This is a genomic window from Actinacidiphila glaucinigra (assembly GCF_035918135.1).
GTDB lineage: Bacteria > Actinomycetota > Actinomycetes > Streptomycetales > Streptomycetaceae > Actinacidiphila > Actinacidiphila glaucinigra.
In genome coordinates this window covers 5,347,106-5,366,116 of the sequence record NZ_CP109144.1, presented here as the reverse complement: position 1 = coordinate 5,366,116, position 19,011 = coordinate 5,347,106, and the positions used below count along the sequence as shown (strand labels likewise).

Genomic DNA, 19,011 nt, shown 5'->3' with positions numbered 1-19,011 from the left:
ACGGGGTGCGCGCCTGACCATGGGCCGGACCCGGTCCCGGGTCACTCCACGAACAGGCCCTCCGCGGCGGCCTTGGCGTCGAACTCCTCCAGCCGCGCCTGCGCGTCCGGCAGCCCGTCGCACATCGCCTCCAGCAGCACCCGCCCGAGCAGCATCGGCGCGCACGCGGTGTCGAAGGCGAGCCCTGTGCCGACGGCCGCCGGGAGCAGGACGTCCGAGTGGGCGGCGACCGGCGCGAAGGCGCTGTCGGCGACGGTGACGACGGTGAGCCCGCACGAGCGGGCGTACTCCAGGGCCTCGACCACCTCGCGCGGGTGCCGGGGCAGCGCGAAGCACAGCAGGGCGCTCGCCCCGGCCCTCACGGCCGCGTCGACGCGGTCGGCGAGCATGCTGCCGGCCTCGTCGAGGAGGCGGACGTCGGGGTGCACCTTGGCCGCGAAGTAGCAGAAGCCCCGGGCCTGGGCGGCCGCGGCGCGCAGCCCCAGCACGGGCAGCGGCCGGGACGCGGCGAGCAGGGCGCCCGCGCGGGCGACGGGGGCCGGGTCGGCGAGCAGCGCCGCGAGGTGCCGCAGGTTCTCGATCTCGGCCTGCACCGCTTCCTGGTACTCGTTGTACGCGTCCCCGGCCGGCTGCCCCTGGGGCCCCGCGGCGGGGACGACCTCGCGCAGGTGGCGGCGGAGCGCGGGGTAGCCGTCGAAGCCGAGCGCGACGGCGAAGCGGGTCACGGAGGGCTGGCTCACCCCGGCGAGTTCCGCCACCTCGACGCTGGACAGGAAGGGCGCGTCGGCGGCCCGGCGGACGAGGCAGTGGGCGATACGGCGCTGGGTGGGCGTGAGCCGGTGCGCTTCGAACAGCTTCACCAGGCGCGCCGACGCGGTGTCCGTCCCGTCGGCTCCGGTGGCGTTCTCGGTGGCCATGACGCCCTCTCCGCTCGGCCATTCATGTGCCGATGACTCTGCATGATTCCATACAGGAGGGCAAGGCGCCCGGGCTCACGCGGGCGGCAGCAGCTTCTTCTGCGGTTTGCCCATCGCGTTGCGCGGCAGTTCGGTCAGGAAGCGGACCTTGCGGGGGCGTTTGTGCGCCGACAGGTGGCCGGCCACGAAGTCGATCAGCTCGCGTTCGCCGACCCCGTCCGCCACCACGTAGGCCACGATCTCCTGGCCGAGGTCGGCGTGCGGGGCGCCCACCACGGCCGCCTCGCGCACCGCGGGGTGGTCCAGCAGGGCGTTCTCCACCTCGCCCGCGCCGATCCGGTAGCCGCCGGACTTGATCAGGTCGGTGGACGCCCGGCCGACGATCCGGTGCATGCCGTCCGGCTCGATCGCCGCGATGTCCCCGGTGCGGAACCAGCCGTCCTCGGTGTACGAGGCCGCGGTCGCCTCCGGCCGTCCCAGGTAGCCGTCGAAGAGGGTGGGCCCGGTGAGCTGGAGCTCGCCGATCTCCGCGCCCGGCTCCGCGGCGATCCGGGTGCGGATCCCCGGCAGCGGCAGCCCGACGGAGCCGGGGCGCCGCTCCCCGGCTGCCCGGGTGCTGACTGTGATCAGGGTCTCGGTCATGCCGTAGCGCTCGACCGGCCGCTGTCCGGTCAGCGCCTCCAGGTCGCGGAAGACCGGCGCCGGCAGCGGCGCGCTGCCGGAGACCAGCAGCCGGGCGCCGCTCAGCGCCCGGGCGGACTCCGTATCCCGCGCGACCCGGCCCCAGACGGTCGGCACGCCGAAGTACAGGCTGCCGCCCGCCGCCGCGTACGCCTGCGGCGTCGGGCGGCCGGTGTGGACCAGACGGCTCCCGGTGCGCAGCGCGCCGAGCACGCCGAGCACCAGACCGTGCACGTGGAAGAGCGGCAGCCCGTGGACGAGGGTGTCCTCCGGCGTCCACTCCCAGGCCCCGGCGAGGGCGTCCAGGTCGGCGGCGACCGCGCGGCGCGGGACGAGGACGCCCTTGGGCGCCCCGGTGGTGCCGGAGGTGTACAGGACGAGGGCCGTGGTGTCCGGGTCCGGCTCGGGGCCGTCCCAGGACCGGCGCTCGGTGAGGACGGCCGGGGGCGCCTGCACGGCCCCGGAGTCGCGCAGGATGTGGTCGCGCTCGGCCGGCCCCGCGTCGGGAGGCACCGGGACGACCGGGACGCCCGCCAGGAGACCGCCGACGACCGCCGCGACCGTCTCCAGGGACGGCGTCGCGTGCACCGCGACCGCCGGGGCACCCGCGACGCGCGCCGCGAAGGCGCCCGCGGCGCCGAGCAGTTCCTCGCGCGAGCAGGTGCGTCCGTCGACGGTGACCGCGTCCGGGCGGTCGGACGGGGCGTGGTGGAGGGCGGTCAGCAGGCGCGGCACGGGTCCGGTCACGGGACGACCCTACTGGGGGCGACCCCTGAGAAGGTTCGGGGGTTTCCCCCAGTGCCCCGGGGCGGCGCGGTCCGTACGGTCGTGTCATGGACGCCCGTGACCCAGAGCTCGAGAAGGAATTCGCCGCCACCATCCAGGCGCGCAAGGACCTGGGGGAGGAGTACGAGTCGGCCCTCATCGACTCCTTCCTGGAGAAGATGGACCGGCGCATCGACTCCCAGGTCGAGCGGCAGGTGCGCCGCGAACTGGCCGAGAGCCAGACGGCGTTCGCCCGGGCCGGCCGCCGGGTCGGCCCGGAGGCGCGCGGCCGGGACGGCAGCCGTTTCGGCGCCCGCTACGGCTTCGGGGCGTTCTCCTTGATCATGGCCATCCCGCTGTCCGCCATCGCGGCCGACAAGGCCGACCTGGCGGGGCTGCTCGTCGCCTGGATCGGCATCGTCGCCGTCAACGCCGCCCATTCGCTGGGCTGGCTGTTCCACGAGCGCAGCGCCGCCCCGCGCCGCGGCAAGGACCCGGACGCCTGGGAGGACTGACCGCCCGGCGGCGGGCGCGCCGTGGTCCGCGGCGCCGGCCGCCTTCCCGCGGCCCTACGCGGTGAGCAGCGCCACGACCCGGCGGGCCGCGCTCTCGTCGCGCGCCGCGGCGAAGGGCAGCGGCCCGGCGGCCATGCGGAACGGCAGCCCGTCCGCGCCGAGCACCGTTCCGCCCGTCTCGGCGACCAGCAGGATGCCGGCGGAGTGGTCCCAGGGGTTGTCGTAGGCGTAGGTGGCCGCGTCCAGCCGCCCGAGCGCGACGTCGAGGTAGTCGCAGCCGGCGGAGCCGCTCGCCCAGGGCTTGACGCCGTGCGCCGCCCCCAGCTCGTACAGCCGCCGGTGCTGGTCGGCGGTGAGGTGCGCGGGCCGGGCGCCGGCCACCAGCAGCACCTCGTCCGCGTCCGGCGCGCCGCCGGGGGCCGCCCGCAGCGGCCGGCCGCCCGCCTGCGCGCCCTCGCCGCGCCGGGCGGTGGCGAGGATCCCTTCGACGGGCCGGTACGTCCAGGAGGCGAGCAGCTCACCGCGCGCGGCGAGGGCGACCTGGGTGACGAACGCGGAGTCGCCGCGGACGAAGTTGGAGGTGCCGTCGACCGGGTCGACGATCCAGACGGGATCCTCGCCCAGCAGCGCCCCGAGCAGCGCGGGATCGGCGTGCACGGCCTCCTCGCCGATGACGGCGGAGCCCGGCAGCAGGCGGGTGAGCGTACGGGTGAGACGTTCCTCGACACGGCGGTCGGCGACCGTGACGAGGTCCAGCGGGCCCTTCTTCTCGTCGACGTCGCCCTCGGCGAGGCGGCCGAAGCGGGCGAGCGCCTCCTCGTCGGCCACGGTGCGTATGGACTCCTCGACGGCTGCGAACGTCTGTGCGCTGATCACGGCGGCCACTCAACCAGAAGAGCGGCCCGCGCGTCGGCGCGGACCGCTCTTCCACAGATTGCGCGGGAACCGCCGCACCCCCGGTCACCCGGGGGGCGGGACGACGGCGGTCCCCGCGAGGGACGCGGGCCGGATCAGGGCCGGGCCACGCGTCCTGGGGTCACCATGGAAGTCCGGGAGCCGCTCCGGAGGTCCTTGGTGCCACATCCGTGGTGTCGGCCGGGCGACCGGTGCGCCGTCCGCCGACATCCACCAATGTGCCGGAGCCGTGTTAAGGGCGTGCTGCGGGCACGTGACGTGGGTGTACCACTTCCGCGAACCTGCGGCGGAGCCGCCCGGGGACGTCCCGGGTGCCGCTACTTGGCCTCCTCGGCGAGGAAGGCGAGCAGGTCCTGGCGGCTGACCACGCCCGTCGGCTTGCCCTCGACCAGCACGATCGCGGCGTCGGCCGAGCCCAGCACGGTCATCAGGTCGCCGACCGGCTCGCCGGAGCCCACCTGCGGCAGCGGCGCGCTCATGTGCCGCTCCAGCGGGTCGTCGAGGGTGGCGCGCTTGGTGAACAGCGCGTCGAGCAGCTCCCGCTCCACGACGGAGCCGATGACCTCGGCGGCCATGACGTCGGGGTGGCCGGCGCCCGGCTTCACGATCGGCATCTGCGAGACGCCGTACTCGCGCAGCACCTCGATGGCCTGGCCGACCGTCTCCTCGGGGTGCATGTGCACCAGGTGCGGGATGCCGCCGTCCTTGCGGTCCAGCACGTCGGAGACGCGGGCCTGGCCGGTGCCCTCCTCCAGGAAGCCGTAGTCGGCCATCCACTCGTCGTTGAAGATCTTCGACAGGTAGCCGCGGCCGGAGTCCGGCAGCAGGACGACGACGACGTCGTCCGGGCCGAGCCGCTCGGCCACGCGCAGCGCCGCGACGACGGCCATGCCGCAGGAGCCGCCGACGAGCAGGCCCTCCTCCTTGGCGAGGCGGCGGGTCATCTGGAAGGAGTCCTTGTCCGAGACCGCGACGATCTCGTCCGCGACGGTGCGGTCGTAGGCGGTGGGCCAGAAGTCCTCACCGACGCCCTCGACGAGGTACGGGCGGCCCGAGCCGCCGCTGTAGACGGAGCCCTCCGGGTCGGCGCCGACGACCTTCACCCTGCCGTCCGAGGCGTCCTTCAGGTAGCGGCCGGTGCCGGAGATGGTGCCGCCGGTGCCGACGCCCGCCACGAAGTGCGTGATCTTCCCCTCGGTCTGCTCCCACAGCTCAGGGCCGGTGGAGTGGTAGTGCGAGGCCGGGTTGTTGGGGTTGCTGTACTGGTCCGGCTTCCAGGCGTTCGGGGTCTCGCGCACCAGCCGGTCGGAGACGTTGTAGTACGAGTCCGGGTGCTCGGGGTCCACGGCGGTGGGGCAGACCACGACCTCGGCGCCGTAGGCGCGCATGACGTTGATCTTGTCCGCGGAGACCTTGTCAGGGCAGACGAAGATGCAGTGGTAGCCCTTCTGCTGGGCCACGATCGCCAGGCCGACGCCCGTGTTGCCCGAGGTGGGCTCCACGATCGTGCCGCCGGGCCTGAGTTCGCCGCTCTTCTCCGCGGCCTCGATCATCCGCAGCGCGATGCGGTCCTTGACCGAACCACCGGGGTTGAAGTACTCGACCTTGGCCAGGACGGTCGCCTGGATTCCTGCCGTCACGCTGTTGAGCCTCACCAGCGGGGTGTTGCCGACGAGGCTGATCATCGAGTCGTGGAACTGCACCATTGTCTCCGGGTTCTCCGTGATTGTGAGGCCAGGGTAAGCGGTTTTCCCGCACGGGACCGCCCCTGCCGGGACCGGGCCCCGCATGCTTCACATTGGTGTTACCTACGCCCCGGAAGGTCCGGTTGTAGAGTCACACCGTGGCGCGATCACGACACGTCGCAGTTACGACACCGGTCTTGTACAACCGGGGGGTGAGCAATGCCTGACGAGAAGCACCCGGACACCGCAGGCGCGGGCACGGGCAACGCCGACTACGCCGCCGCCCTCAGCGGTCTGGCCGTCGTGGAGTCCGGTCTCGCCTCCGTGCGGGAACGGCTCACGGCGCTCGCCGCCGTACGCCCGTCACGGCCGGCCGAGCCGGTGATGCCGGGCGGGATCGCCGAGGTGATCCACGGCGAGGCGGAGCAGCAGCACATGGTCGAACAGCTGCAGCGCGAGGCCCGCAAGGAGGTGCTGACCTTCGTGCGGCCGCCGTACGTCGCCGCGGCGGGCAACATGGTGCAGAAGGAGCGGCTGACCGCCGGGGTGGAGTATCGCTCGCTGTACGAGACGACGGCCCTGGTGTACCCCGGTGCGGCGGACATGCCGGGCTTCGTCGAGCCGGGCGAGCTGGCCCGGGCGGCGCCGAGCGTGCCGATGAAGCTGATGATCGTCGACGCCGAGCGGGCGCTGCTGCCGCTGTCCGGCGGCCGCGACCGCTCCGTGGTCTCCTCCGCCGGCCTCCTGCTGCTGCACCCCTCGGTGCTGGTGGACGCGCTGCTGGAGCTCTTCGAGGACCGCTGGCTGCGCGGCACGCCGCTGCGCATGCCCCCGCTCGGCGGCGAGCCCGAGGAGGACCCGGAGTTCCCCGGCTCCCCCGAACTGGACGAGCAGTTGCTCTCGCTGCTGATGTCCGGGCTGCCCGACAAGGCCATCGCCTCCCAGCTCGGGATATCCCTGCGCACGCTGCAGCGCAGGATCCGGTCCCTGATGGAGTCCACCGGAACCGCCAACCGCACCCAGCTCGCCTGGTTCGTCGCTCAGCAGCGGCTGACCTGAGTCCGGGCCGTGCAGCGGTTGCGGCGGGCGTCGGACGGGGCAACAAATCGTTGTACGGGTCGGGCCACGGGGGCCCGCACACCCGGCGCGGGAGGTGGACGTTGTCCAGGGCAAGGGTGGCGCGGCGGATCGCGACGGCCGCCGCGTACGGAGGAGGCGGCATCGGGCTGCTGGGCGGCGCCGCGGTCGGCCTGCTGCTGACCGAGGGCGCGCTCGCCCGCAGGGCCGTGGGCGGTTCCGACGCGGTCCCGCCCCGCGCGGACGGCGTCTACGGCGCCGCCTTCGCGCTGAGCACCGACGAGCGGCCGATCGTGCTGGCCCTCGTGGGCGACTCCACGGCGGCGGGCCAGGGTGTGCACCGGGCGAGCCAGACCCCCGGGGCGCTGCTGGCGTCAGGGGTGGCGGCGGTGGCGGAACGGCCGGTACGGCTGGTCAACGTGGCCAACCCCGGCGCACAGTCCGACGACCTGGCCCGCCAGGTCGATCTTCTGCTGGGGTCCGGCCCCGGCACCGCCCCCGGTCTGTGCGTGATCATGATCGGGGCGAACGACGTGACCCGGCGGATGCCGCTGGCCGTCTCGGTGCGGCTGCTGTCCGACGCGGTGCGGCGGCTGCGCGAGGCAGGCTGCGAGGTGATCGTCGGGACCTGCCCCGACCTGGGCACCATCGAGCCGGTCTACCAGCCGCTGCGCTGGATCGCGCGCCGGCTGAGCCGCCAGCTCGCGGCCGCGCAGACGATCGCGGTGGTCGGCATCGGCGGCCGTACCGTGTCCCTGGGCGACATGCTCGGACCCGAGTTCGAGTCACGCCCCCGCGAGATGTTCGGCCCGGACAACTACCACCCGTCGGCCGAGGGGTACGCGACCGCGGCCATGGCGATGCTGCCGACCCTCTGCTCCGCCGTCGGGCTGTGGCCCGAGGAGGACGAGCGCCCCGACGCCCGGCGCGGCGAGGGCTTCCTCCCGGTGGCCCAGGCCGCCGCGGAAGCCGCGGGCGAGGCGGGCACCGAGGTCACCCCGGCCGTCGGCACGGTCTCGGGTCCCCGCGGCCGCTGGGCCCTGCTCAAGCGGCGCCGCCGTCGCCGCCTCCCCGACGCGACCGAGCCGGCCGCCACGGCGGCGGCCGAGGCCGCCCAGAACTAGCGCCTCCGGCGGTGTGCGGGCCCTTCGGACGGCGGTACGCGCCGCGGCCGTCCGCGGGTCCGCTGCGCCTGCGGCGGGCAGTCTCCCACCCACCCACCCACCCGAACCCCGGACCACCAGCCACCGGCAGAGGCACCCATCCCGCACCGCCGCCCTCCGCAGAAGGCGCGCGGTCACGGACGCTGCAGGGTCAGCGCACGGGCGCCCTGCAGCACCGGGGCGGCGCCGGAGCGGCAGCCTGCCGCCGTGCACTGCTCCGCTGCGCCCGCGGCGGAGTCGCGGTCACGGACGCACAAGGCGCCCTGTCGGCGCCCGCCGCACCGCGGCCGCGACCCCGGGCCCGAGCGCGGTGGCGGGCGCGGGGCCCGAACCAGCCCGGAACGCGGCCACCGGCGCGACAACCCAGGCCCGCCCGCCACCCCGCGACCGCCACAGGACGGCCGCCGGAAACCGGCCCCGGGCGCCCGGGAACCCGCGGGCCGCCGGCGTCAGCCGGCCTTGCGCTGGTTGAAGCGGAGCAGGTTGCCGGAGGGGTCGCGGAAGGCGCAGTCCCGGACGCCGTAGGGCTGGTCCATGGGCTCCTGCAGCACCTCGCCGCCCGCGTCGCGGATGCGCTCGAAGGTGGCGTCCACGTCACCGGTGGCGAAGATGACCCCGCGCAGCATGCCCTTGGCCAGCAGCTCGCTCATGGCCCGCTTGTCCGCGTCGGAGGCGTTGGGGTCCGCCAGGGGCGGTTCGAGGACGATCTCCACACCGGGCTGGTCGGGCGAGCCGACCGTCACCCAGCGCATGCCCTCGAACCCCACGTCGTTGCGGACCTCCAGGCCGAGGACGTCGCGGTAGAAGGGCAGCGCCTTGTCGTGGTCGTCGACGGCGATGAAGCACTGTGACAGCGTGATGTCCATGCGGACCACGCTAGGCCGTGTCGTCGCATGCCGTCCCCCGGCCTTCGGCCGGGGGGAGTTGTCGAATCGTCCGAGTAGCCCACTACGAGAACGACTCTCCGCCTTGCGATGCACCGCACCAGGGGGCACCTCCCAGCGGTAGCCGGGAGAGCTCATGTGACGACACGGCCTAGGCCCGCGCCGCGGGCTTCGCTTCCTTGTTCCTGACCGGCCTGGTGTACCGCTTCGCGATGCACGCGGGGATCGGCGCCCCCGGCTCGTGGTCGCGGGCGCGGTAGGCGCTCGGGGTCTCCCCGACGAGTTCGGTGAAGCGTGAGCTGAAGGAGCCGAGCGAGGTGCAGCCCACCGCGAAGCAGACCTCCGTGACCGTGAGGTCGCCGCGCCGGAGCAGGGCCTTGGCGCGTTCGATCCGGCGCGTCATGAGGTAGCTGTACGGGGACTCGCCGTACGCGGCCCGGAAGCTGCGCGAGAAGTGGCCGGGAGACATCAGCGCCGCGCGGGCCAGCACGGTGACGTCGAGGGGGTCCGCGTAGTCGCGGTCCATCGCGTCGCGGGCGCGCCGCAGCCGCACCAGGTCGTCCGGATTCACGGGCCCAGCATCGCACGAGGGGCGCGTTCGCCATGAGGATGCGCCATCATGGGGCTAAGCAAGCGCTCAGAAAGAGGTCCGCGTCACAGCCCCCAGGCCGTGACGCCTTCCGCTACGTACAGGTAACTTCCCAGAGAGTCCCAGCCGTACCCGCCGCCTCGTCGAGGAGTCGCGATGCCCGAAGCCGTGATCGTCTCTGCCGCCCGTTCCCCCATCGGCCGGGCCGTCAAGGGATCCCTGAAGGACCTGCGTCCCGACGACCTGACCGCCACGATCATCCAGACGGCCCTCGCGAAGGTGCCGCAGCTGGACCCGCGCGAGATCGACGACCTGATGCTGGGCTGCGGTCTGCCCGGCGGCGAGCAGGGCCACAACCTGGGCCGGATCGTGGCCGTGCAGATGGGCATGGACCACCTCCCGGGCTGCACGGTCACGCGCTACTGCTCCTCCTCGCTGCAGACGACCCGGATGGCGCTGCACGCCATCAAGGCGGGCGAGGGCGACGTCTTCATCTCGGCGGGCGTCGAGACCGTCTCCCGCTTCGTCAACGGCAGCTCCGACGGCATGCCCGGCACCCACAACCCGCTCTTCGCCGAGGCCGAGGCCCGCACCGCCGCGCGCGCCGCGCAGGGCGGCGGCCAGTGGCACGACCCGCGCGAGGACGGGCTGGTCCCGGACGCGTACATCGCGATGGGCCAGACCGCCGAGAACCTGGCGGCCCTCAAGGGCGTCACCCGCGCCGACCAGGACGAGTTCGGCGTCCGCTCGCAGAACCTGGCCGAGGAGGCCGTCAAGAAGGGCTTCTGGGAGCGCGAGATCACCCCGGTGACGCTGCCCGACGGCTCGGTCGTCGCCAAGGACGACGGCCCGCGCGCCGGGGTCACCCTGGAGGCCGTGCAGGGCCTGAAGCCGGTCTTCCGCCCCGACGGCACCGTGACCGCCGGCAACTGCTGCCCGCTGAACGACGGCGCCGCGGCGCTGGTGATCATGAGCGACACCAAGGCACGCGAGCTCGGCATCACCCCGCTCGCCCGGGTGGTCTCCACCGGCGTCTCCGGCCTCTCCCCCGAGATCATGGGCCACGGCCCGGTCGAGGCGTCCCGCCAGGCCCTGAGGCGGGCCGGGCTGACCATCGACGACATCGACCTGGTCGAGATCAACGAGGCCTTCGCGGCGCAGGTCATCCCCTCCTACCGGGACCTGGGCGTCGACATCGACAAGCTCAACGTCAACGGCGGCGCGATCGCGGTCGGCCACCCCTTCGGCATGACGGGCGCCCGCATCACCACCACGCTCATCAACTCGCTCCAGTGGCACGACAAGCAGTTCGGCCTGGAGACCATGTGCGTCGGCGGCGGCCAGGGCATGGCGATGGTCATCGAGCGCCTGTCGTAACGGGTCCCACCAGCCCCCACCGCCACTCGGACGTCCGTTCGAGGCACAAGTCGCAATCGAACCGCCCCCGGGATGTGACCTAATCCCGGGGGCGGTCGTTTATGCAGGTCAGGGGTGTGTCACCCATACCGGCCAAGACTTTGGACCCTCCCATTTCGTGACGTTCCGCACTGCAGAGGCCATGGATTCCGGTGCAGAGTGGTGGTGTACAGGGGGCCAGGCTCGGGAAAGCACAGTCGGGAGTACGCCAGTGAGCGCCATGTTCCTCGTCCTGCTGACGGGCGCGGCAACCGCCGTGGCCGCCGGCTCCGCCGCGCTGTTCGCCACACGCGGCGTACGTCGTGACGTCGCGGCCCTGCGCGCGGACCTGGCCGAGGCCCGTGCCCAGCGAGGTGCCTCCGTGCCCGCCGCACGCACCACTCCGGACGCCGAAGCCATCCGCACGGCCGTCGCCGACGCGCTCGCAGACGAGCGGGAACGCGAACTGGCCGAGGCGCGCGCCTTCTGGGCCGCACAGGAAGCCCCCCTCGGCTACGGGACGGGTGAGGCCGGCGAGGCCCTCGTCGACCCGCAGCTCGACGCCCAGCTCTTCGGCGGCCAGGGCACCGGCCCCGTTCCCGGCGCCGCCGGCACCGACTACGAGGTACTGCCGTACGGCCCGTTCCTCCCCCGCCAGGCGGACCTCGCGGGTCTGGAACCCGGCGGCGCGGCGCCCTTCCGGCACCCCTCCGACCCCGACTTCGGCGTCCCCGCGCCGGTCGTGGCCAGCCAGGAGCAGACCGCCGAGCGCCTCTCCGAACTCGCGGACCTGCGGATGCCGCTCGCCGACGTGCGTCCCGGCCCGCTCGGCACGCTCGACGTGTACGTCTTCGCCGACGGCACCACGCTCTGCATGACCCCGGGCGACCGGGACACCGCCGACCGCCTGTGCGAGGCCCTGGACCGCGGCGAGTCCCCGGTCCTGCTGGGCGGCTCCGCCGTCGCCGGCGGCTACGCGCTGACCTTCACCTACGGCGAGGAGTCCGTCTACGTGCTCGCCGACCGGGTGGTCGCCTCGCTGTAGTCGGCCCGTCCTACAGACCGCAGCGCGCGGCCGTGTCCCCGATCCGGGACACGGCCGCGTCGCGTTCGTGCACCAGTTCCGGATGCGGTTCCAGGGCGGCGGCCAGGTCGTGGGCGGCCACCGAGATCTGGTCGCCGATCGCGAAGACCCCCTCGTCCGGCATCGTCAGGGGTTCCCGTCCGGGGAACTCGATCCGCTGTGCGCGGGCGGCCAGTTCACGGGCGAGTTCCAGGCCGGCCCGGGCCACCTCGCCGCGGAGCCGGCTCTGCGGCAGGGAGCGGTAGCGCGCCGCCAGGAGTCCTGCGGCGTCACGGAGCGTCGTACAGTCCAGCACGCCGCGAGCCTACCGGTGCGTACACACAACCGACCCCCCTGCACTGTTGCCAACGGTCGACGGCTCAGGCACGGTGGGGTGACCGGAACGCATACCGGAGGCGCCGATGTCACAGACCTTCTCGGAAGAGACCCACCGGAACCTGCTCTCCCACATCCCAAACTGCACCGGCCGCGAGATCGGCGAATGGCTTCGCGCGGTCGACGACGGGCCCGCATTCCTCCGCTTCGAAGAGAAAGTCAGCTGGCTCCGCAGCGAGCACGACCTGTCCTACGGACACGCCAAGGCCATCGTCCACGAACACGACCTGAGGCGGGCCGCGCGGAGGTTCGGCTGACGCGCCCCCCATCCGCGCATGCGAACGGGCCCCGAAAGGCACTGCCTCCGGGGCCCGTTGAATGTCCGCGGCGCGTCGGCGCACCGGACGGTACGGCTAGTCGTCGCCGCGCAGGATCGAGATCAGCCGCAGCATCTCCAGGTAGATCCAGACCAGGGAGAGCGTGAGGCCGAAGGCCGCCAGCCAGGACTCCTTGCGCGGAGCGCCGTACTGGATGCCGTCCTCGATCTGCTTGAAGTCCAGCGACAGGAAGAACGCGCCCAGCGCGACCCCGATGATGCCGACCACGACGCCCAGGGCGCCGCTGCGCAGGCCGAGGCCGTCACCCCCGCCGATCATCGCGGCGATCACGTTGACGAACGTCAGGATGACGAAGCCGATGGCGATCGCCATGCCGATGCGCGTGTAGCGGGCGGTGACCCGGATGAGGCGCGTGCGGTACGCCACCAGCATGCCGACGAAGACCGCCATCGTCCCCAGCACGGCCTGCAGCGGGATGCCCGGCCACATGAAGTTGAAGATCTTGCTCCAGACGCCGAGGAAGACGCCCTCGAAGACCGCGTAGCCGAGGATCAGCGCGGGCGAGGCCTCGCGCTTGAACGACTGGATCAGGCCGAGGACGAGCGCGACGAGCATGGCGCCGATGCCGAGCCCGTAGCTCTTCTCCGACACCGGCAGCGCGAACCACGCCACGAGCGCGCCGAGCACCACGGTGCCCAGGGTCATGGCGGTGCGCATGACGACGTCGTCCATCGTCATCCGGCCGGTCTGCGCGGGGGCGGACGGCGGGGCCTGGTACGTGGTGTCGTAGGCGTCTCCGCCCGCGTACGGGTTCGTGCCCGCGTAGGGGTTTCCGCCCGTGCCGGGGCTGCCCTGCGTCTGCGGCTGACCGCCGAAGCCCGCGTAGCCCTCCCCGCGGGAGAACCCACGCCGCGAGAAGACCGGGTTGCTGCTCCTCATCTGTCACTCCTCCATGGCCGCGCGATACGGCTTCGCACCAAGAGTAATGGTATGGCAAAGCGGGTCGCCTACGCCTCAAGGAGGATCTTTTGCAGCGCCCACCATGCCTGTCACCACGCCTTTCCCCGTCCCCGCGGCGCCACACCGCCCGGCGACGAACGGCGGGTGCCGGGGAGGGGCGGGCCCTCCCCGGCACCCGCCGGGAGTGGATCCTCGGTCAGCGACGCGTCGCCAGGATCTCGCTCAGCACGTCGTGCACGTAGGTGTTGGCGTGCTTGCCGGTGAAGCGGTCCGCGAGCGGGCCGGCCGCGGTGACGGGGACGTCCACAGCGGTGTGACCGGAGGTGGTCCAGTCGATGTAGAACGACTTGTCGCTGCCGCGGATGGCGAACGGGCCGTCCTCGGCGGAGATGCCGTCGCCGGACTCGTCCGCGGTGTCGGCCTCCTCGACGGCCAGGCCGCCGGTCTCGTGGTCACCGGTGACGACCAGCAGGGTGTCGGGGTGGGTGGCCACGTAGGCGCGCGCCACCGCGACGGACTTCTCCAGCTCCTGCATGGACTGCAGGACACGGGCGCCGTTGTTGGAGTGCGCGAACTCGTCGACGCCCTCCTCCTCGACCATGAGGAAGAAGCCCTTCTTGCTCTTGTCCAGCGTGCTCAGGGCCTTGCTGGTCATGGTGGACAGGCCGACCACCGGCTTGTACACGTCACCCTGGCCCTCGGGGTGCTGCTGGAACATCTCCTCGTTGGCGAAGAGGCCGAGGAGCTTGCCGCTCTTGGCGCGGTTCAGCTCGTCCGCGCTGGAGACGTAGGTGTAGCCGGCCTTCTTGGCCTTCTTGATCAGGTCGCCCTTGGTGCCCTTGCTCGCCTCGGAGGTGTCCTCGGCGGGCTTGTCCTGGAAGGCGCCGGGGCTGCCCGCGGGCAGCCACCAGTCCTCGCCACCGCCCAGGATGACGTCGGGCTTGCTGACCTCGATGTACTGACGCGCGATCTCGTCCTGCGCCGACCGGTTGGCGGTGCTGGAGAAGAAGGCGGCCGGGGACGCGTCGGTGACCTGCGCGGTCGTGACCAGGCCGGTGGCCTTGCCCGCGGCCTTGGCCTGCTGGCCCAGGGTCGCCAGCGGGTTGCCGTCCACGTCGACGCTGATCGCGCCGTTGTAGGTCTTCTCACCGGTCGCCCACGCGGTCGCGGCCGCGGCGGAGTCGGTGACGACGGCCTTCGGGTCGTCCGGCTCGGTGGTCAGCTGACCCGAGTAGGGGAGCTTGTCCATCGCGAGCTGACCGTTCATGCCGGCCAGGTGCAGGCGCGCGGCCTGCCGGGCGGCGGCACCCATGCCGTCGCCGTTGATGAAGATGACGTTCTTCGCAGCCGGGGCCTTGCCCTTGCTTGCGGCCTGCGGGGCCGTGGCCGACGCACCCAGCGTCGGGTTGATCACCATGGTCACCACCGCCGCAGCGGCGGCGGCCGCCACGGGCGCGGCGAACCGTCGGGCCCTGCGAACACCCTCGGACACAACGACCTCCGTTGCTCACTGCTTGCCAATGCTTGGGCGTGAACTTAGGAGCCTTAGGGGGAAGGTTGACTAAGCGCAGATGTCCAGAACGCATCGAAACCTTCAGGTGTCGGTAAAAGACTAAGCCCGTACTTGTCCGTACAGGTGGCCGTGGCGCCCGCGCCCACGGACGGCCTCACACGGCCGCATCCGGCTCGTTCGCGCAGATCACCGCCGCGGCGGGGCCCCACGATGCGCGCAGCGGAGGGGGCCCGGGGAGGGGCTCCCGCGCCTCACGTCCGGTTCACGCCCGGTTCACGCCCGGCAACGGGACGGTGAAGTCGTCCTCGACGGGCGGGTCCAGTTCGTGCGCGAGCAGGCCCGTGGCGGCGAAGCACCGCACGCGCACGGCGGCCGGGCTGACGTCCAGCCGCAGGAAGCTCTTGAAGAACGGCGGGCTGTACGTCGCCGAGCCCGGCGACAGCAGACGGGTGAGCATCCGGCGGACGGGCAGGCGCAGCCGGCGCCTGCGGTCCGGGCGGGGCGGGGCGCCCAGGACGCTCGCCACGAAGCGGGTCCGCAGGGTCACCCGCGCGCCGGTGGCCCGGGTGGCCGGGACGCCGAGGCGCCGGGCGAGGACCGCGGACGCCTCGTCGGGGGTCAGGTCGAACAGGCGGCGCAGGCGGAGGCGGCGGCCGTAGAGCCGGCTGTAGAAGGCGAGGGAGTCGCCGCGCATCGGGTAGCAGCGGAACCGGTCCTCGGTGACGCCGCCGACCTCCACACGGGGGATCGTGTGGGTGGCGTGCATGAAGGCGCCCCCGCCGCCGGAGACGACGTACTCGATCCTGCGGCCGTCCACGTCGACCGGGTAGCGCTGGTAGTTGTGGATGTCGCCGCCGACGACGGCGACGAAGGTGCACTCCGGGTCGCGGACGACCTCGTCGACCGTGCCGCCGCCCTCGATGGCGCAGGGGTGGTGCTCGCCGTCCACGTAGATCGGCGAACCGGTGACGAGGATCTTGGGGCGGGGTCCGCGGGAGACCCGGCGCAGCCACTCGCCCTGCTCCCTGTCGATGCCGCCGAGCAGCCCGGTGTCGATGCCTATGATCCGTATCGGCCCCGAGTCGATCGCCCAGTACGGGCCGGGCTGGGACGCCGCCTGTGCGGGCGCGGAACGCATCAGGCGGGCCTCGTCGAGCCGGGCGTCGTCCGGCACGTCGGGCTTCGCCCACAGCAGCGTGCGCCACCAGGCCCGGGACAGCGGACGGGGGCGCGGCGCGGGCGGCAGGGCGGGGGCGCGGCAGAAGACCCGCATGAAGCCGGTGAGTCCGTCGTACCAGTCGTGGTTCCCGGGGATGGCGTAGACGGGGGCGTCGTAGTCCCGGTAGGGCCGGAAGAACTTGGTGTCGTACTCGTTGGCGCTGCCGACCGGGTAGAGGACGTCGCTGCAGATGACGGCGTAGCGGGTGCCGGCGCCCGCCGTGAGCATCCCGGGCACGACGGCGTACTGCGGATCGTCGCCCTCGCCGGTGTCGCCGAGGAGGAGGACGGAGAACGTCTCGGGGTCGTCCCGCTCGATCACCAGGTCCGCGCCGGCCGCTCCCCGCTCGCGCTGGCCGTTCACCCAGTGCTGCCGGTCCCGGCCGGTCGGGTCGCCGAACAGCGAGGCGAGCGGGCCGTTGCGGGCCTTCCACAGGGTCACCGGGTCCAGCCACGAGAGGTTGACCACCCGGGCCGGCATCAACTCCCTGTAGGCGCCGTGCTGCTGACTCTCCCAGCCGGCGCCGGCCAGGGATTCACGCGAGGAGTCGGACACGGGCGCACTGTAGCAACCGGCCCCGGCGCCACCGGCGGCGCCCGGAACTCCCCTCAGCCCTCGGCGTCCTGCGGATACCAGCGCAGTTCCACCGTGTTGCCGTCCGGGTCCGCGACATAGGTCGACTGCGCGGCGCCGCGCGCGCCGAAGCGCCGCACATCGGCCTCCAGGACCGTGAACACCCCGGAGGCGACGACCTCTTCCCAGTCCAGCGGTTCCACGGTGAGGCAGATGTGGTCGACGTTGGACTCCCCGCGGGGCCCGGCGACCAGGTCGATGATGGTCTCCGGGGTGACCCGCACCGACGGGAACGGGGCCTTCCCCGCCCGCCATTCGTCGACGCGCACCGGTTCCAGGCCGAGCGGCCCGGTGTAGAAGGCCAGGGACCGCTCGACATCGGCGACGTTGAGGACCAGGTGGTCGAAGGCCTTCACACGCAGCACGGTCATGTTTCCTCCAGAGGTGGTGTACCGGACGCCCTCCGCGAGCCGCCCGGGGGCCCGTTCGCGGGCCGGGCGGGCTAGAACGGGGCGAAGCTGACCGCGGCGAGGGTGCCGTGTTCCACGGCGTCGCGCGGCAGGGCGAGGCCGAAGCGGCGTTCGCCCATCGCGAGGATCTCGTCCTCCCCGTCGGCGCCGGGTGCGGAGGTCCCGTCGGGGAGCAGCAGGCCCACCTCCTGCAGGGCCGGCACCAGCCGGCCCGGGTCCTCGCCGCCGAGCTGGGCGGCCTCGACACCGGGCTCGAAGTCGCCCACGACCCGGCCGTCCTCGGCGTACAGGAACCAGCTCGGCGGGGCACCGGCGTTGAGGTACACGACCGCCTCGGTCCCCCGGGAGACCGCGCGGAGGGTCCTGCGGTCCATGCCCTCGTCACTCCGGTGCTCCAGGGCGAAGGCCCATCCGCCGCAGGTGCCGAGCCGGGCCACCAGTCCCTTGCGGTCCGACCAGTCCATGGCCTCGTCGGCGGAGAGTCCTTCGCGGATCGCTCCGGCGTCGCCGCCCATCCGGCGGACCAGTTCGCCGACCTCCAGCCCGCGGGCGAAGGTCAGGCAGTAGGTGTCGAAGGCCCCGGCGATCCACCGGATCCCGTCGTCCGTCACGAGTACCCCCCGCGCGATGAGTGGCTTCGCGGTGCACCGGGCGCAGGACGCGCTCCACGCCCGCGAACGGTCAGCCGACACACTACGCACCGGGGCGCCCTGGCGGGCGCCGGTGGGAGAGGTGGTGCCCGGAACCGGATTTGAACCGGTACGCCCGCAAGGGGCAGCGAGGTTTAAGCTCGCCGTGTCTGCATTCCACCATCCGGGCATGGCGGCGCGAGAGCGCAGTACGAGCCTATCCGGCGGGGCGGGTGGAACAGGGCCCAGGATTTGTCATGTTGTCTGATTTTAAGGGTGACTGACGCACCGTCAGACATTGTCCGCTCAGAGGAAAGCACAGGCCCGGGGCGGTACGGGCGGCGGACCGGGCCGGCTGCATATGACGCGAAATCGCTTCCATCCGCGGGCGGGATCTCGGGGTGCCCGTCATACCCAAGTAGTACGCCGGGGTCCGCGCGTACCTCTCGGGACTGCCTGCAGAACCACGATGTGGACGGATCCCGGCGACGTCTCCCGTAGGGACGATGGAGGGGTCCGATCGACTCCCCCGTCCCGACAGGAGCAGCGTGCCGTGACCACCACCACCGCACACCCCACCGCCACGGCCACGGCCGCCCGTGCCGTCGATCTGAGCAAGGTCTACGGAGACGGCGAGACCCGGGTCGTCGCGCTCGACGCGGTGTCGGTCGAGTTCCGCGCCGGCGAGTTCACCGCGATCATGGGGCCCTCGGGCTCGGGCAAGTCCACGCTGATGCACTGCATGGCGGGTCTGGACACGGTCTCGTCCGGCTCCGCGCGGATCGGGGACACCGAGCTGTCCGCGCTGAAGGACAAGCAGCTCACCAAGCTCCGCCGGGACAAGATCGGCTTCGTCTTCCAGGCGTTCAACCTGCTGCCCACGCTCACCGCCGCGGAGAACATCACCCTCCCGATGGACATCGCCGGCCGCAAGGCCGACAAGCAGTGGCTGGACCGGGTCGTCGAGACCGTCGGGCTGTCCGATCGGCTGTCGCACCGGCCGTCCCAGCTGTCCGGCGGCCAGCAGCAGCGTGTCGCCGTCGCCCGTGCGCTGGCGAGCAGGCCCGAGATCATCTTCGCCGACGAGCCGACCGGCAACCTCGACTCCCGTTCCGGCGCGGAGATCCTCGGCTTCCTCCGCAACTCCGTCAAGGAGCTCGGCCAGACCGTCGTCATGGTCACCCACGACCCGGTCGCCGCCTCCTACGCGGACCGCGTGGTCTTCCTCGCCGACGGCCGGATCGTCGACGAACTGCACGGCCCGACCGCGGACACGGTGCTGGAGCGCATGAAGCGCTTCGACGCCAAGGGCCGCACCAGCTGA

At 72.8% G+C, this 19,011-nt stretch carries 19 protein-coding genes and 1 tRNA gene; 7 read left to right on the top strand and 13 right to left on the bottom strand.

Features of this window, described 5'->3' with window-relative positions; translation table 11 throughout:
- Window positions 1-41: 41 nt before the first annotated feature.
- Window positions 42-917: a MurR/RpiR family transcriptional regulator gene (locus tag OIE69_RS24160; protein WP_326575533.1), complete on the bottom strand. Its 876-nt coding sequence runs from the start codon at window positions 915-917 to the stop codon at window positions 42-44.
- A gap of 75 nt (window positions 918-992) precedes the next feature.
- On the bottom strand, window positions 993-2,345 hold the full coding sequence (locus OIE69_RS24155; RefSeq protein WP_326575531.1) for an acyl-CoA synthetase: 1,353 nt from the start codon (window positions 2,343-2,345) through the stop codon (window positions 993-995).
- Between the two features lie 86 nt (window positions 2,346-2,431).
- On the opposite strand from OIE69_RS24155, the gene OIE69_RS24150 reads away from it, so the two are divergent.
- The gene (locus tag OIE69_RS24150; protein WP_326575529.1) at window positions 2,432-2,878 is read left to right on the top strand and encodes a hypothetical protein; all 447 of its coding nucleotides are present in this window, start codon (window positions 2,432-2,434) and stop codon (window positions 2,876-2,878) included.
- A 54-nt stretch (window positions 2,879-2,932) separates the two neighbouring features.
- Here the strand turns inward: OIE69_RS24150 and OIE69_RS24145 are convergent, their stop codons facing one another.
- Window positions 2,933-3,754, bottom strand: a complete 822-nt coding sequence (locus tag OIE69_RS24145; protein ID WP_326575527.1) for an inositol monophosphatase family protein — start codon at window positions 3,752-3,754, stop codon at window positions 2,933-2,935.
- 356 nt (window positions 3,755-4,110) lie between these two features.
- Window positions 4,111-5,496, bottom strand: coding sequence for a cystathionine beta-synthase (locus OIE69_RS24140; RefSeq protein ID WP_326581394.1), 1,386 nt, complete (start codon window positions 5,494-5,496; stop codon window positions 4,111-4,113).
- Window positions 5,497-5,697: 201 nt separating this feature from the next.
- Here OIE69_RS24140 and OIE69_RS24135 point away from each other — a divergent pair, with 201 nt between their 5' ends.
- The gene (locus OIE69_RS24135) at window positions 5,698-6,537 is read left to right on the top strand and encodes a helix-turn-helix transcriptional regulator (RefSeq protein WP_326575525.1); all 840 of its coding nucleotides are present in this window, start codon (window positions 5,698-5,700) and stop codon (window positions 6,535-6,537) included.
- A gap of 116 nt (window positions 6,538-6,653) precedes the next feature.
- Window positions 6,654-7,679, top strand: coding sequence for an SGNH/GDSL hydrolase family protein (locus tag OIE69_RS24130; protein ID WP_326581392.1), 1,026 nt, complete (start codon window positions 6,654-6,656; stop codon window positions 7,677-7,679).
- Window positions 7,680-8,167: 488 nt separating this feature from the next.
- Here the strand turns inward: OIE69_RS24130 and OIE69_RS24125 are convergent, their stop codons facing one another.
- Both OIE69_RS24125 and OIE69_RS24120 read right to left on the bottom strand, forming a co-directional pair.
- Window positions 8,168-8,584: a VOC family protein gene (locus tag OIE69_RS24125; protein WP_089222679.1), complete on the bottom strand. Its 417-nt coding sequence runs from the start codon at window positions 8,582-8,584 to the stop codon at window positions 8,168-8,170.
- Window positions 8,585-8,753: 169 nt separating this feature from the next.
- A complete protein-coding gene (locus tag OIE69_RS24120) occupies window positions 8,754-9,173 on the bottom strand; it encodes a helix-turn-helix transcriptional regulator (protein WP_326575522.1) in 420 nt (139 codons plus the stop codon).
- 174 nt (window positions 9,174-9,347) lie between these two features.
- On the opposite strand from OIE69_RS24120, the gene OIE69_RS24115 reads away from it, so the two are divergent.
- Window positions 9,348-10,568: an acetyl-CoA C-acetyltransferase gene (locus OIE69_RS24115; RefSeq protein WP_326575520.1), complete on the top strand. Its 1,221-nt coding sequence runs from the start codon at window positions 9,348-9,350 to the stop codon at window positions 10,566-10,568.
- A 250-nt stretch (window positions 10,569-10,818) separates the two neighbouring features.
- Window positions 10,819-11,631, top strand: a complete 813-nt coding sequence (locus OIE69_RS24110) for a hypothetical protein (protein ID WP_326575518.1) — start codon at window positions 10,819-10,821, stop codon at window positions 11,629-11,631.
- A gap of 10 nt (window positions 11,632-11,641) precedes the next feature.
- Here OIE69_RS24110 and OIE69_RS24105 read toward each other — a convergent pair whose 3' ends face one another.
- Entirely contained in the window at window positions 11,642-11,965 is a 324-nt protein-coding gene (locus tag OIE69_RS24105; RefSeq protein WP_326575516.1) for a hypothetical protein, read from the bottom strand.
- A 106-nt stretch (window positions 11,966-12,071) separates the two neighbouring features.
- Between OIE69_RS24105 and OIE69_RS24100 the strand changes: the two genes are divergently transcribed.
- Complete coding sequence (locus OIE69_RS24100; protein WP_326575514.1) at window positions 12,072-12,302, top strand: DUF4287 domain-containing protein; 231 nt, start codon at window positions 12,072-12,074, stop codon at window positions 12,300-12,302.
- A gap of 96 nt (window positions 12,303-12,398) precedes the next feature.
- Here OIE69_RS24100 and OIE69_RS24095 read toward each other — a convergent pair whose 3' ends face one another.
- From OIE69_RS24095 to OIE69_RS24070, 6 genes are all read right to left on the bottom strand, one after another.
- Window positions 12,399-13,262, bottom strand: a complete 864-nt coding sequence (locus OIE69_RS24095; protein ID WP_326575512.1) for a Bax inhibitor-1/YccA family protein — start codon at window positions 13,260-13,262, stop codon at window positions 12,399-12,401.
- A gap of 217 nt (window positions 13,263-13,479) precedes the next feature.
- A complete protein-coding gene (locus OIE69_RS24090) occupies window positions 13,480-14,775 on the bottom strand; it encodes an alkaline phosphatase (RefSeq protein ID WP_326575510.1) in 1,296 nt (431 codons plus the stop codon).
- A 283-nt stretch (window positions 14,776-15,058) separates the two neighbouring features.
- A complete protein-coding gene (locus tag OIE69_RS24085) occupies window positions 15,059-16,570 on the bottom strand; it encodes a metallophosphoesterase family protein (RefSeq protein WP_326575508.1) in 1,512 nt (503 codons plus the stop codon).
- Between the two features lie 53 nt (window positions 16,571-16,623).
- On the bottom strand, window positions 16,624-17,019 hold the full coding sequence (locus OIE69_RS24080) for a VOC family protein (protein WP_089222266.1): 396 nt from the start codon (window positions 17,017-17,019) through the stop codon (window positions 16,624-16,626).
- Between the two features lie 71 nt (window positions 17,020-17,090).
- Window positions 17,091-17,669, bottom strand: coding sequence for a DUF6461 domain-containing protein (locus tag OIE69_RS24075; RefSeq protein ID WP_326575505.1), 579 nt, complete (start codon window positions 17,667-17,669; stop codon window positions 17,091-17,093).
- Window positions 17,670-17,791: 122 nt separating this feature from the next.
- A tRNA-Leu gene (locus OIE69_RS24070) sits at window positions 17,792-17,877 on the bottom strand.
- 363 nt (window positions 17,878-18,240) lie between these two features.
- Here OIE69_RS24070 and OIE69_RS24065 point away from each other — a divergent pair.
- A complete protein-coding gene (locus tag OIE69_RS24065; RefSeq protein ID WP_326575503.1) occupies window positions 18,241-19,011 on the top strand; it encodes an ABC transporter ATP-binding protein in 771 nt (256 codons plus the stop codon).